The organism is Shinella agrisoli, assembly GCF_046557955.1.
Lineage (GTDB): Bacteria > Pseudomonadota > Alphaproteobacteria > Rhizobiales > Rhizobiaceae > Shinella.
This window is the reverse complement of the sequence record NZ_JBJIEP010000001.1, coordinates 97,388-109,712: the sequence shown is the minus strand read 5'-3', so window position 1 is coordinate 109,712 and position 12,325 is coordinate 97,388. Positions and strand designations below refer to the sequence as shown.

The window sequence follows — 12,325 nt, the reverse complement described above, 5'->3', positions numbered from 1 at the left end:
TTGTCTGATCAAGATCACCTTATGTTCCAGAATTCGCCAAGTTGCTTCATCAGTGCCGTGTGGGATCGCCTCGTCGGCATGGTCTCGGACGCCGCCAGCAACGTGCTGTCCGGGGTGGTCGAAGCCGTGCGCACGCTCTTCGAGGGCGATCCGGAAACGCGCAGGCAGGTGGCCTTCTCCGTCGCCATGATCGCGCTTTCGGCAAAGATGGCGAAGGCGGACGGCATCGTCACGACCGCCGAGGTCGATGCCTTCAAGGACATCTTCAAGTATCCCGACAACCAGGCGGCCAATGTCGCCCGGCTCTACAACCTCGCGCGCCAGGACGTCGCGGGCTACGAGGCCTATGCGGAGAAGATGAAGGCGCTGTGCGTCTCCTGCGAGAAGAACTGCCCGATCCTCGAGGACATCGTCGACGGCCTGTTCCACATCGCCAAGGCGGACGGGCTGATCCACGAGAAGGAAATGGCCTTCCTCAACCGCGTGGCGGAAATCTTCGGCATGGCCGAGGAGCGCTTCGAGCAGATCACGGCGCGGCACGTCCATATCAGCGGGCGGGACCCCTACAAGGTGCTCGGCGTCAAGCCCAGCGACGACTTTGCCGAGATCCGCAAGCGCTACCGGGTGCTTGCTTCGGAGAACCATCCTGATAGGCTGGTGGCGCGTGGCGTGCCGGCCGAGTTCCATCAGATCGCGAACGACCGCATGGCCGCGCTCAACGCTGCCTACGAGGCGATCGAGAAGGAACGCTGCGCCGCATGAGCGCATTCACATGTGACTACCGCGGCGCGAGCGCCGCGCCGTCGCCGAATTTCGGCGAGCGGGCCGGCGGGCGCCGTCCGGACATCATTCTCCTCCACTATACCGGCATGGAAACGGCAGACGGCGCGCTGAAATGGCTCTGCGCGCCGGAAAGCCAGGTGTCCTGTCACTACTTCGTGCATGAGGACGGGCGTGTCGAGCAGCTCGTGCGCGAGAAGGACCGCGCCTGGCACGCGGGAAAAAGCTTCTGGAGAGGCGAGACCGATATCAACTCGGCCTCGATCGGCATCGAGATCGCCAATCCGGGCCATCCCGGCGGCCTGCCGGATTTTCCCGATGCGCAGATCAAGGCGGTCGTCGAACTTTGTCTCGATTGTGGCAAAAGGTGGGGAATTGCCCCGGAGCGGGTGCTCGCGCACAGCGATGTGGCCCCCGTTCGCAAGGTCGATCCGGGTGAAAAGTTCCCATGGGCGCGCCTTCATGCGGCGGGCGTCGGGCACTGGGTCGAGCCCTCGCCGATCGCCGGCGGGCGCTTCTTCCAGCGGGGCGATGCCGGCCAGCCGGTGGAGGCGCTGCAGACCATGCTGTCGCTCTACGGCTATGATATTGAAATCGATGGGAACTATCTGGAAAAGACGGAGGGCGTCGTCGCCGCTTTCCAGCGGCATTTCCGGCCGGAGCGGGTCGACGGCATCGCCGATTTTTCGACCATCGATACGCTGCACAGGCTGCTTTCCGCGCTGCCGCGCCTGGCTGCCTGATGGCATATGCGTTTGTTGGAATATTACGGCCTGTAACAGAAGTTTATCCCTCCGCCACATCCTGACCCGATTGGGCATGTCTTTTCCGGCTGCGTTCGTTGCAGCGCAGCATGCGGTCAGGGCCTGACCGCACTCAACAAGGATCGAGACGTTTGCGCAAGGTGCGCGGCTTGAGATGCCGCGGGCCAAGGCTCTGCCTTTGCGCCTTTTGGAGACTGTGACTCAATGAAAAGACTTCTTGCTGCCATCAGCGCGGCCTGCCTCTGTGTGTCCGTTTTTTCCGCCGGTGCGGTGCATGCTGCCTCCGGCGACTATCGGCAGCCCTTGGCGAAGATCTCCAAGGAGGCCGCCAAAAAGGAAAAGGCCGGCGGCGGGGAGAAGGTGCGGAAGGTGTCGGGCAAGCGCGGCAAGCGCAAGACGGTCGTCGACAGGAACGGTGTCGTCGTCGGCAAGCTGAAGACCTTCAGGAGCACGACCGGTTATCCCCGGGCGGAGAATCCGCTGGCGGCGGGGCTCAAGTCGGCAAGCTATTCCAGCCTCATCCAGACCTATGCGAAGACCTACGGCGTGCCGGTCGATCTCGCCCATGCGGTCGTGCGCATCGAGAGCAATTTCAACGCGCAGGCCCGCGGCAGCGCCGGCGAGATCGGCCTCATGCAGATCAAGCCGGCGACGGCGCGCATGATGGGCTACCGCGGCACGGCGAAGGGGCTCTACGATCCGGAAACGAACATCAAGTTCGGCATGAAATACCTCGCCATGGCCCATGAGCTCGGCGGCGGCACGACCTGCGGCACCATCCTCAAGTACAATGCCGGCCACGGTGCAAAGCGCATGAACCCGGTCTCCAAGCGCTACTGCGGCAAGGTGCGCAGCTTCATCGACTGATGTCGGCGGTGCGCGATTTTTCGCGGGCTGGAATCGGGCTGCGGCCATGCTATGCCATCGGTGGAAAGCGAGGGTAAGGCATGGTTCGGCATTTCGATTTCGTCGTCGTGGGCAGGGGGATGATGGGGGCTGCGGCGGCACGCCACCTGTCGAGGACCGGCGCTTCCGTGGCGCTCGTCGGGCGGGGAGAGCCGGCGGACTGGAAAACGCATGATGGCGTCTTCTCCAGCCACTACGACAGCGGCCGCATCACCCGGACGATCGATCAGGACCCGGACTGGGCGCTGCTCGCGAACCGCTCGATCGCCCGCTACCGCGAGATCGAAGCGGAAAGCGGCATCGCCTTTTACGGCGAGGCCGGCTGCCTGATCACCGGTCCCGCCGGCGGCGATTTCATCGCGTCGGTCGAGGCGGTCGCAAAGCGCCACGTGCTGGATGCGCCTTTGCTCGACCGCGCCGACCTGCGCGGGCGGTTCCCGTGGTTCCGCCTGCCGGAGACCTCGGCGGGCGTCTTCGAGGCGAGGGGGGCCGGCTACATCGACCCGCGCAAACTGGTCGCGGCCCAGGTCGCCTGCATGGAGAAGGCGGGCGGCGTGTCCATTCCCGACGATGCGGTGTCGGTGGCCGATGCCGGCGACCGGGCCGGCGTGGCGCTGAAATCCGGAGAGTCGGTGACCGGCGGACGCGTACTGGTCGCGACCGGCGGCTTTTCGCGGGCGCCGGGGCTGCTGCCGAAGGCGCCGGCGCTCACCGTCAAGGCGCGCACCGTGCTGCTGGCGCAGCTTGCGCCGCAACAGGCGCAGGCCTTTGCCGCCATGCCGTCCTGGATCGATGAAAGCGCCGATCCGTCCGAGCACTTCTATTTCCTGCCACCGATCGTCTATCCGGACGGCCATTCCTACCTCAAGATCGGCGGCGATCCGACCGAGATCGAAATCGAGGAGGAGCCGGCGATTCGCGAATGGTTCCGCGGGGAGGGCTCTGCCGAAGCGGCCGCCCATCTCGAGCGGCTGCTTTTCCGGTCGGTTCCGGACCTGAAGCCGGTCCGCCTCGTCTCCGTTCCGTGCGTGACGACCTATACGGTGCACGGTTATCCCTATGCCGGTTTCGTGGAGAGCGAGCGCATCGCGCTGCTCACAGGCGGCAACGGGGCGGCGGCGAAGAGCTCCGACGAGATCGGCCGCATCGGCGCGGACCTGGTGATTCGCGGCCGGCTCGACGAACCGGATTATCTGACCGATTTTGCCGTTCATTTCCGTTGAGGCTCTGGCCTTTCGGCCCGGCATGGGCTAGTCAGCCCCTGCCAGTTGGCCGGGCAGCCGCGCCTTGCAAGGGCCGAAAGGCCGCAGGGTGAGGAAAGTCCGGGCTCCACGGAAACACGGTGCCGGATAACGTCCGGCGGGGGCGACCCCAGGGAAAGTGCCACAGAAAGCAAACCGCCTTCCCCGGAAGGTAAGGGTGAAAGGGTGGGGTAAGAGCCCACCGCGGCCATGGCGACATGGACGGCACGGTAAACCCCACCGGGAGCAAGACCGAATAGGGATGACGCGAGCCGCGAAAGCGGCTCAGCCTGTTTCCGGGCCGGTCATCCGGGTGGGTTGCAAGAGGCCGGGCGCAAGTCCGGTCCCAGATGAATGGCTGCCACGTTCCGGCTCAAGCCGGAGCCATACAGAACCCGGCTTACAGGCCAACTGGCAAAAAATCTTCCGCTCCGCGACGCTTTTTTCATGACGGGTTAATGCGCTGAATTCCTTGCGGTTCGCGCATCGCTTGCTGCGTGTCGAAACGCACGCGGGCGGTGTCCGGCGCCATGCAAATACAAGGCGTTGGAAGGCGTTTCCTAACCTTTTGTTAAACTTAACGCCTTATAAACGTTTGACGGTCTGAGTAGGGGGAACGAGGTCTCTTCCCATTGACGCCCATATGGTCCCATGGTATCCCAAAATCATACTGCACGAGGACGCATGAGCGTCCGATCATCGCAAAGCTTTGAGGCAAACCGGCTGGGGACGGTGCGGCGCGGACGCGTTGCATCAGTGTTGGTTCGTGCGCGTTGTGTTGTGTTGGTTAGGTCGGGGCGGATGCACAGCGCTCCGGCAGGGGAAGCGGCTGTATCGTGTCATGAACCGGTTCCTGTCGAATGCGACGAACAGGATCGATGCCAAGGGGAGGGTTTCCGTTCCTTCGGCATTCCGTTCCGTCCTGTCGCAGCGCGACATCCGGGAACTCTACTGCTTCCAGGATTTCATGTTTCCGGCGATCAGCGTCGGTGGGCTGGATCTGCTCGATCGTTTCGAGCGCCAGATCGCCAGCGAGGATGCGTTCTCGCCGAAGGCCAATCGGATGTCGCTCCTCATCCACGGGGGCGGCGTCTTCATGAAGCTCGATTCGGAGGGGCGCCTGGCGGTCACGGATTTCATCCGGGACTATACGGGCATCACCACGGAGGTGACCTTTGTCGGTCGGGCGGATCATTTTCAGCTCTGGGCGCCGCAGACATTCGAAGCCACGCAGGCGGCCGCCCGGGAAGAGTTCAGAACGCGAGGTCTGGACTCGGGGTAAGACGGAGAATCGGAATGGCGGCGGATCTTGGCGGAGGTTCTACTGATGCCGATGGCGGACCGGTCCGTCACATTCCGGTTCTTCTCTCCGAGGTCCTCGATGCGCTCGCGCCCAAGCCTGGCCAGGTGATTCTCGACGGCACGTTCGGCGCCGGCGGCTATGCCTCCGCCATCCTCGCCGAAGGTGCGAACGTCATCGCGCTCGACCGCGACCCGGCGGCGATTGCCGGCGGAAAGGCGCTGGCGGAGGCGTCCGGCGGCCGTCTCACGCTCATCCATTCCCGTTTTTCCGATCTTGCCGGGCACGCGCCCGCGGGCGGGCTCGACGGCGTCGTGCTCGATATCGGCGTTTCCTCCATGCAGATCGACGAGGCCGGGCGCGGCTTCTCCTTCCAGAAGAACGGTCCGCTCGACATGCGCATGTCCGCCTCCGGCGTCTCGGCGGCCGATGTGGTGAACCGCGCCAAGGTCTCCGACCTCATCCGCATCTTCGGCTTCCTCGGCGAGGAGAAGCAGGCCGGGCGCATCGCCCGCGCGATCGAGAAGGCGCGCGAGAAGGAGCCCTTCACCACGACGCGGCAGCTCGCCAACCTCATCGAATCCGTCAATCCGCGCAAGGCCAAGGACAAGATCCATCCGGCGACGCGCGTCTTCCAGGCGCTGCGCGTCTTCGTCAACGACGAGCTCGGCGAGCTCGCCCGGGCGCTGATCGCCGCCGAGCGCGTGCTGAAGCCGGGCGGGCGCCTGGTCGTCGTCAGCTTCCATTCGCTGGAAGACCGCATCGTCAAGAAATTCTTCCAGGATCGCGCCGGAAAGGCGTCGGGGTCCCGGCATCTGCCGGAGGTCCACGACCGTGCCGCAACCTTCGCACCAGTCGGGCGCCCTATGGTGGCGGCCGGCGACGAGGAGAGTGCGGCCAACCCGCGCGCCCGATCCGCGAAGCTGAGGGCGGGCGAGCGCACCAGCGCCCCCGCCGGGACGGATGATCTGTCCATTTTCAACCTGCCCAACCTTGCCGGCCTTGAGAAGATGGGAAGCTGAATGATGTTCCGTACCCTTGATGTCGTGATGATCGCCGTCATGACCGCCGCAGCCACCGTCACCTACTCGATCAAGCATCAGGCCGAGAACAAGCTCGAAGAGGTGCGCAAGCTCGACGCCGAGATCAAGCTGGAGGAGGACACGATCGACCTCCTCAAGGCCGACTGGGCGCTCCTGACGCAGCCGAACCGCCTCAACCGCCTCGTGAAGACCTTCGAAGCCGACCTTCAGCTCGTGCCGACCGAATCGACCCAGCTCGCCCAGCCGAACGAGCTGCCGATGCCGGTCGCCGAGTTGCCGGCGCTGCCGCCCGAGAAGGACGAGAAGGTGGCCAAGAGCAAGAAGAAGGCGTCGGGCACGGACGCAATCCAAACCGGATCGGTGGCAAACTGATATGTCGTTTCTCTCCCGCATCATGGTCGTAAAGAGCAAGGCGCACTTCAGCGCCGGCGGCAACAACAACCGCACCGGCGGCGCCGGCGGCCATGCCTTCGAGGGCACGCGCAAGCGCTCCGGCTCTCAGGCCCGCAGCCGCGTCGCCGTCGTCATCTGCTGCTTCGGCCTCGTCTATGCCGTCATCGGCGGCCGCCTCGTGCAGTACGGCCTCGCCTCGCCGGAAACCGTTTCCTCGATCGGCCCCGCCGATCACCTGATGGCCTCGCGCCCCGACATCATCGACCGGAACGGGGAAATCCTCGCGACCGACATCCGCACCGTTTCGCTCTATGCCGAGCCGCACAAGATCGTCGATGCGGACGAGGCGGTCGAGATGCTCGCGACCGTGCTGCCGGACCTCGACCGCCGCGGCACCTATCGCAAGCTCACCTCCAAGTCGCGGTTCCAGTGGCTCAAGCGCCAGCTGACCCCCAAGCAGCAGAGCCGCATCCTGGCGCTCGGCATTCCCGGCGTCGGCTTCCGGCCGGAGAAGCGGCGCTTCTATCCCGGCGGCGCCACCGCCTCCCACATCCTTGGCCACGTCAATATCGACAACCGCGGCATCGCCGGCATGGAGCGCTATATCGACAGCCAGGGCCTCGCCGACCTCGCCGCCATCGGCATGACGAGCGATGCCAAGCTGGAGCCGGTGCGCCTTTCCATCGACCTGCGCGTCCAGGCGATCGTGCGCGAGGTCGTCAAGGAGGGCATGGAGAAGTACAAGGCGATCGCCGCCGGTGCCGTCGTCATGGACGTCAATACCGGCGAGATCCTCGCCATGGCCTCCGTGCCGGACTACGACCCGAACAATCCGGCCGAGGGCGCCAAGGAAGGCTGGATGAACCGCATGTCGAACGGCACGTTCGAGATGGGCTCGACCTTCAAGAGCTTCACCACCGCCATGGCGCTCGATTCCGGCAAGGTGAGGATCACCGACAGTTTCGACGCGCGCGCACCCATCCGCATCGGCGGCTTCACCATCAAGGACTTCCACGGCAAGCACCGGGTGCTGACGGTGCCGGAGATCTTCCAGTATTCCTCCAACATCGGCACGGCCAAGATGGCCGACGTCGTCGGCATCGAGGGGCACAAGGAGTTCCTGACCCGCATGGGCCTGCTGACGCGCCTCGAGACCGAGCTGCCGGAGGTGAAGACGCCGACGCAGCCGCGCGAATGGAAGAAGATCAACTCGATCACCATCTCCTTCGGCCACGGCGTCTCGACCACGCCGCTGCAGACGGCGGTGGCCGCCGCGGCGCTGATGAACGGAGGCAGGCTCATCAACCCGACCTTCCTGCCGCGCACGGTCGAGGAGGCGAACGAGATCGCCAAGGTCGTCGTGAAGCCCGAAACCGTCGATCACATGCGCTACCTCTTCAAGCTCAACGCCAACGACGGCTCCGGCCGGCGCGCGCTCGTGCCGGGCTTCAACGTGGGCGGCAAGACGGGCACGGCGAACAAGGTCGTGGGCGGGCGCTATTCCAACACGCAGAACTTCAACGCCTTCCTCTCCTCTTTCCCGATCGACGACCCGAAATACGTGGTCCTGACCTTCATCGACGCGCCGCAGACGGGCGAAGGGGGCGGGCGCACCGCCGGCCTCAACGCCGCGCCGATGGTGGGCGAAATCATCCGCCGTTCCGCCGCGCTTCTCGGTGTAAAGCCGAAATTTGGCGAGGACGGGTCTGCCTTGCTTGTGTCTTATTGAATCGGGAAGACGGGACGCCGATTCGTGGGGTGAAACGGCTGCCAAGGGAAAGCAACAGAGCGGACAATGAAGATCAGTGACCTCGCCGGACCCGAAACCGATGACCTGGGCGCCGCAGCCGCCGTGGATGTAGGCGGCATCGCCAGCGACAGCCGCAAGGTGAAGCCGGGTGATCTTTTCGTTGCCCTTGCCGGCACCAAGGCCGATGGACGTGCCTTTGTCGCCGATGCGGTCGCCCGCGGCGCTCGCGCCGTCGTGGTCGCCGCCGACGCCGCCGTCGAGACCTCCGTTCCGGTCATTCGCGCCGCCGAACCCCGCCGCTTCCTGGCGCTCGCCGCCGCGCGCTTCTACGGCCGCCAGCCGCAGACCATGGTCGCCGTCACCGGCACGGCGGGCAAGACCTCCGTCGCCTCCTTCACCCGCCAGATCTGGGCCCATGCCGGCCATCCCGCGGCGATGATCGGCACGACCGGCGTCGTCGCGCCGGGCCGCAACGACTACGGCTCGCTGACGACGCCCGATCCGGTGTCGCTGCACGCGCTGCTCGCCGAGCTTGCCGACGCCGGCGTCACCCATGCCGCGATGGAAGCCTCCAGCCACGGCCTCGACCAGTCGCGCCTCGACGGCGTGAGGCTTTCCGCCGCCGCCTTCACCAATCTCGGCCGCGACCACATGGATTACCACCCGACGGTCGAGCACTACATGGCCTCCAAGATGCGGCTCTTCGACAGCCTGCTGGCGAAGGGGCTGCCTGCCGTCGTCTATGCCGACGACGAGTGGTCTGGCGTGGCGATCGACGCTGCGCGCAAGGCCGGCCTCGACGTGCGCACGGTCGGCCGCAAGGGCGATTATCTCGCGCTGAAGCGCGTCGAGCATTTCCGCCACAAGCAGACCGCCGAAATCCATGTCGGCGACGAAATCCATGACGTGGACATCCCGCTCGCCGGCGATTTCCAGGTGGCCAACGCGCTTGTCGCGGCGGGCCTTGCCATGTCGACCGGCGTTTCGTCCGCCGTCGCCATGGCCGCGCTCGAAAAGCTCATCGGCGCCTCCGGCCGCCTCGAACTGGTGGGGCACGCGAAGAACGGCGCGCTCGCCTATGTCGACTACGCGCACAAGCCGGATGCGCTGGAGAACGTGCTGACCTCCGTTCGGCCCTTCACGACGGGCCGCGTCATCGTCGTCTTCGGCTGCGGCGGCGACCGCGACAAGGGCAAGCGGCCGATCATGGGCGAGATCGCCACGCGCCTTGCCGACGTGGTGATCGTCACCGACGACAATCCGCGCTCGGAGGTGCCGGCCGTCATCCGTTCCGAGATCATGGCCGCGGCGAAGGGCGCGACCGAGATCGGCGACCGCGCCGAGGCGATCCGCAGCGCCGTCCGGATGCTGCAATCGGGCGATACGCTGATCGTCGCCGGCAAGGGGCACGAGGAGGGGCAGACCGTCGGCTCCGTGACGCTGCCGTTCTCCGACCACGCCGAATTGCAGAAGGCATTGGAGGAATTCGACCATTGAATTGGCTCTGGACCAGCGCTGATCTCGTTGCGGCCATGCACGGCCGCCCCATCGGCAACCTGCCGCAGGGCGTGACGGGTATTTCCATCGACAGCCGCGCGATCACGCCCGGCGAGGCCTTCTTCGCCATCAAGGGCGACCGCGTCGACGGCCACGACTTCGCAAGCTTCGCCGTCGCCAACGGCGCGTCCCTGCTCGTCGTCAGCGAGGCCAAGCTGCCGGCGCTCGGCCGTCTCGTCACGCCGATGATCGTGGTGCCGGACGTGCTGCAGGCGCTCGTCGACCTCGGCTGCGCGGCGCGCGACCGCACCGCGGCGCGAATCGTCGCGGTCACCGGCTCGGTCGGCAAGACGACGACCAAGGAGATGCTGCGCCAGGCGCTGGCTCCCTCCGGCAACGTGCACGCCTCCGTCGCCTCCTTCAACAACCATTGGGGCGTGCCGCTGACGCTCGCCCGCATGCCGGAGACGACCGACTACGGCATCTTCGAGATCGGCATGAACCATCCCGGGGAAATCCGCCCGCTGGTCGGCATGGTGCGGCCGCACATCGCGATGGTCACGACGATCGCGCCGGCCCATCTCGGCAATTTCCGCGATCTGGAAGAGATCGCCGCCGCCAAGGCGGAGATCTTCGAGGGTGTCGTGCCCGGCGGCCACGCCGTCCTCAACCGCGACAACGAGCAGTACGCCTTCCTGGAAAAGGCGGCGCGGGCGGCGGGCGTCTCGCACATCCACGGTTTCGGCGCCGATCCGGACGCGCAGTTCCGCCTGCTGGACTTCGTGAGCAGCCCGGACGGCAGCCTGCTGCGCGCGTCCGTCGGCGGGCAGACGCTGGAAGTGCCGATGGGCGCGCCGGGACGGCACATCGCTGAAAATGCCGTTGCCGTGCTCGGCGCCGTGCACCTTGCCGGCGGCGATGTGGAGAAGGCGATGGCGGGCCTGGCCACCATGCAGGCGGAGAAGGGGCGCGGGCGGCGCTACCGGCTCGCCAAGGACGGCGGCTGGTTCACCCTGATCGACGAGAGCTACAACGCCAACCCGGCGTCCATGCGCGCGGCGATCGCGCTCCTGCGCGATGCCGAGCCGCACGGCACGGGCAGGCGCATCGCCGTGCTCGGCGACATGCTGGAGATGGGCGAGCATTCGCCCGCCGTGCACGCCGGCCTTGCCGAGCCCCTCTTCGAGGCGGGCATCGGCGATGTCTGGCTGGGCGGCCCCGAGATGGCGGCGCTGGGGGATGCGCTGCCGGAGGGCATCGAGAAGGAATACCGCGAGACGGCCGACGAGCTTGCCGCCCATGTGCTGGGCGCGGTGCGGCCGGGCGACGTCCTGGTCGTGAAGTCGTCGAAGGGGACCGGCTTCAGCCGCATCGTCGCCGCCCTGCTTGACAAATATCCGACGTTCCCGGAGAGGGAGCGCGACAGTTGAGGGAGGTTCGGCCGGGCAGACGCCCGCCGGACCTCGTCTTTTATGGAATTTTCTTCTCCTCCGCGGTCGGTCACGCCGCGGACGACTCGGGGAACCTTTTGGGGAAAGGGTGACAATGCTGCTTTGGCTCGTCGAGCTGGCTGACACCATTCAGGTGTTCAACCTGTTCCGCTACATTACCTTCCGGACCGGCGCTGCGCTGTTCACCTCCGCCACCATCGTCTTCCTGTTCGGCCCGATGATCATCTCCTCGCTGCGCATCCGCCAGGGCAAGGGCCAGCCGATCCGCGCCGACGGGCCGCAGACGCACTTCAAGAAGGCCGGCACGCCGACCATGGGCGGCCTGATGATCCTCGCCGGCATCGTCGGCAGCGCGCTGCTCTGGGCGGACCTGTCGAACGTCTACGTGGTCGCGACCCTCCTCGTCACCCTCGGCTTCGGCGCGATCGGCTTTTACGACGACTACCTGAAGGTCACCAAGCAGACGGACAAGGGCTTTTCCGGCAAGGCCCGCCTCGGCCTCGAATTCGTCATCGCGGGCATCGCGACCTACTTCATGATGCGCGCCTCGCTCTCGGCGGGAACGGCGGGCTCCACCTTCGGCTCCTCCATCGCCTTTCCCTTCTTCAAGGACCTGCTCGTCAATCTCGGCATCTTCTTCGTGCTGTTCGGCGGCTTCGTCATCGTTGCGGCCGGCAATGCGGTGAACCTGACGGACGGCCTCGACGGCCTCGCCACCGTTCCTGTGATGATCTCGGCGGCCGCCTTCGGCCTCATCGCCTATCTTGCCGGCAACGCGGTCTTTGCGAACTACCTGCAGATTCATTTCGTGCCCGGCACCGGCGAGCTTGCGGTCGTGCTCGGCGCGGTCATCGGCGCCGGCCTCGGCTTCCTGTGGTTCAACGCGCCGCCGGCCGCCATCTTCATGGGCGACACCGGTTCGCTCGCCCTCGGCGGCCTGATCGGCTCCGTCGCCGTCGCCACGAAGCACGAGATCGTCATGGCGATCATCGGCGGCCTCTTCGTCATGGAGACCCTGTCGGTCATTATCCAGGTCGCCTCGTTCAAGCTCACGGGCAAGCGCGTCTTCCTCATGGCGCCGATCCATCACCACTTCGAGAAGAAGGGCTGGACGGAAAGCCAGGTCGTCGTGCGCTTCTGGATCATCGCCGTCGTGCTGGCGCTGGTCGGCCTTTCCACGCTCAAGCTGCGGTAAGGCCG

At 66.0% G+C, this 12,325-nt stretch carries 11 protein-coding genes and 1 other RNA gene; all 12 read left to right on the top strand.

Going from position 1 to position 12,325, the window contains the following annotated elements; genetic code table 11:
- The first annotated feature begins 78 nt into the window (after positions 1-78).
- The 12 genes from ACIIOY_RS00500 to mraY all read left to right on the top strand — a co-directional run bounded on the left by ACIIOY_RS00500 (position 79) and on the right by mraY (position 12,320).
- Entirely contained in the window at positions 79-762 is a 684-nt protein-coding gene (locus tag ACIIOY_RS00500) for a TerB family tellurite resistance protein (RefSeq protein ID WP_411033036.1), read from the top strand.
- On the top strand, positions 759-1,523 hold the full coding sequence (locus tag ACIIOY_RS00495; protein ID WP_411032645.1) for an N-acetylmuramoyl-L-alanine amidase: 765 nt from the start codon (positions 759-761) through the stop codon (positions 1,521-1,523). The genes ACIIOY_RS00500 and ACIIOY_RS00495 overlap by 4 nt, the downstream gene beginning before the upstream one ends.
- Before the next feature lie 225 nt (positions 1,524-1,748).
- A complete protein-coding gene (locus ACIIOY_RS00490; protein WP_411032644.1) occupies positions 1,749-2,411 on the top strand; it encodes a lytic transglycosylase domain-containing protein in 663 nt (220 codons plus the stop codon).
- A gap of 80 nt (positions 2,412-2,491) precedes the next feature.
- A complete protein-coding gene (locus ACIIOY_RS00485) occupies positions 2,492-3,673 on the top strand; it encodes an NAD(P)/FAD-dependent oxidoreductase (RefSeq protein WP_411032643.1) in 1,182 nt (393 codons plus the stop codon).
- Positions 3,674-3,714: 41 nt separating this feature from the next.
- An RNA gene (gene rnpB, locus ACIIOY_RS00480) (RNase P RNA component class A) lies at positions 3,715-4,110 on the top strand.
- A gap of 422 nt (positions 4,111-4,532) precedes the next feature.
- Positions 4,533-4,973, top strand: a complete 441-nt coding sequence (mraZ, locus tag ACIIOY_RS00475) for a division/cell wall cluster transcriptional repressor MraZ (protein WP_411032642.1) — start codon at positions 4,533-4,535, stop codon at positions 4,971-4,973.
- Between the two features lie 14 nt (positions 4,974-4,987).
- Positions 4,988-6,013, top strand: coding sequence for a 16S rRNA (cytosine(1402)-N(4))-methyltransferase RsmH (gene rsmH, locus ACIIOY_RS00470; RefSeq protein WP_411032641.1), 1,026 nt, complete (start codon positions 4,988-4,990; stop codon positions 6,011-6,013).
- A 3-nt stretch (positions 6,014-6,016) separates the two neighbouring features.
- Positions 6,017-6,406, top strand: a complete 390-nt coding sequence (gene ftsL / locus ACIIOY_RS00465) for a cell division protein FtsL (RefSeq protein WP_411033035.1) — start codon at positions 6,017-6,019, stop codon at positions 6,404-6,406.
- A gap of 1 nt (position 6,407) precedes the next feature.
- Positions 6,408-8,156 (top strand): peptidoglycan D,D-transpeptidase FtsI family protein, encoded by a 1,749-nt coding sequence (locus tag ACIIOY_RS00460; RefSeq protein ID WP_411032640.1) that lies wholly within the window; start codon positions 6,408-6,410, stop codon positions 8,154-8,156.
- A 66-nt stretch (positions 8,157-8,222) separates the two neighbouring features.
- Positions 8,223-9,674 (top strand): UDP-N-acetylmuramoyl-L-alanyl-D-glutamate--2,6-diaminopimelate ligase, encoded by a 1,452-nt coding sequence (locus ACIIOY_RS00455; RefSeq protein WP_411032639.1) that lies wholly within the window; start codon positions 8,223-8,225, stop codon positions 9,672-9,674.
- Complete coding sequence (locus tag ACIIOY_RS00450; RefSeq protein WP_411032638.1) at positions 9,671-11,104, top strand: UDP-N-acetylmuramoylalanyl-D-glutamyl-2,6-diaminopimelate--D-alanyl-D-alanine ligase; 1,434 nt, start codon at positions 9,671-9,673, stop codon at positions 11,102-11,104. The genes ACIIOY_RS00455 and ACIIOY_RS00450 overlap by 4 nt, the downstream gene beginning before the upstream one ends.
- A 115-nt stretch (positions 11,105-11,219) precedes the next feature.
- Positions 11,220-12,320, top strand: a complete 1,101-nt coding sequence (mraY, locus tag ACIIOY_RS00445) for a phospho-N-acetylmuramoyl-pentapeptide-transferase (protein WP_411032637.1) — start codon at positions 11,220-11,222, stop codon at positions 12,318-12,320.
- Positions 12,321-12,325 lie beyond the last annotated feature (5 nt).

Coding starts and splice junctions, on each gene's coding strand:
- ACIIOY_RS00490 (WP_411032644.1), top strand. CDS start 1,749: ATGAAAAGACTTCTTGCTGCCATCAGCGCGGCCTGCCTCTGTGTGTCC.
- rsmH (WP_411032641.1), top strand. CDS start 4,988: ATGGCGGCGGATCTTGGCGGAGGTTCTACTGATGCCGATGGCGGACCG.
- mraZ (WP_411032642.1), top strand. CDS start 4,533: ATGAACCGGTTCCTGTCGAATGCGACGAACAGGATCGATGCCAAGGGG.
- ACIIOY_RS00485 (WP_411032643.1), top strand. CDS start 2,492: ATGGTTCGGCATTTCGATTTCGTCGTCGTGGGCAGGGGGATGATGGGG.
- ACIIOY_RS00500 (WP_411033036.1), top strand. CDS start 79: ATGGTCTCGGACGCCGCCAGCAACGTGCTGTCCGGGGTGGTCGAAGCC.
- ftsL (WP_411033035.1), top strand. CDS start 6,017: ATGTTCCGTACCCTTGATGTCGTGATGATCGCCGTCATGACCGCCGCA.
- ACIIOY_RS00460 (WP_411032640.1), top strand. CDS start 6,408: ATGTCGTTTCTCTCCCGCATCATGGTCGTAAAGAGCAAGGCGCACTTC.
- mraY (WP_411032637.1), top strand. CDS start 11,220: ATGCTGCTTTGGCTCGTCGAGCTGGCTGACACCATTCAGGTGTTCAAC.
- ACIIOY_RS00495 (WP_411032645.1), top strand. CDS start 759: ATGAGCGCATTCACATGTGACTACCGCGGCGCGAGCGCCGCGCCGTCG.
- ACIIOY_RS00455 (WP_411032639.1), top strand. CDS start 8,223: ATGAAGATCAGTGACCTCGCCGGACCCGAAACCGATGACCTGGGCGCC.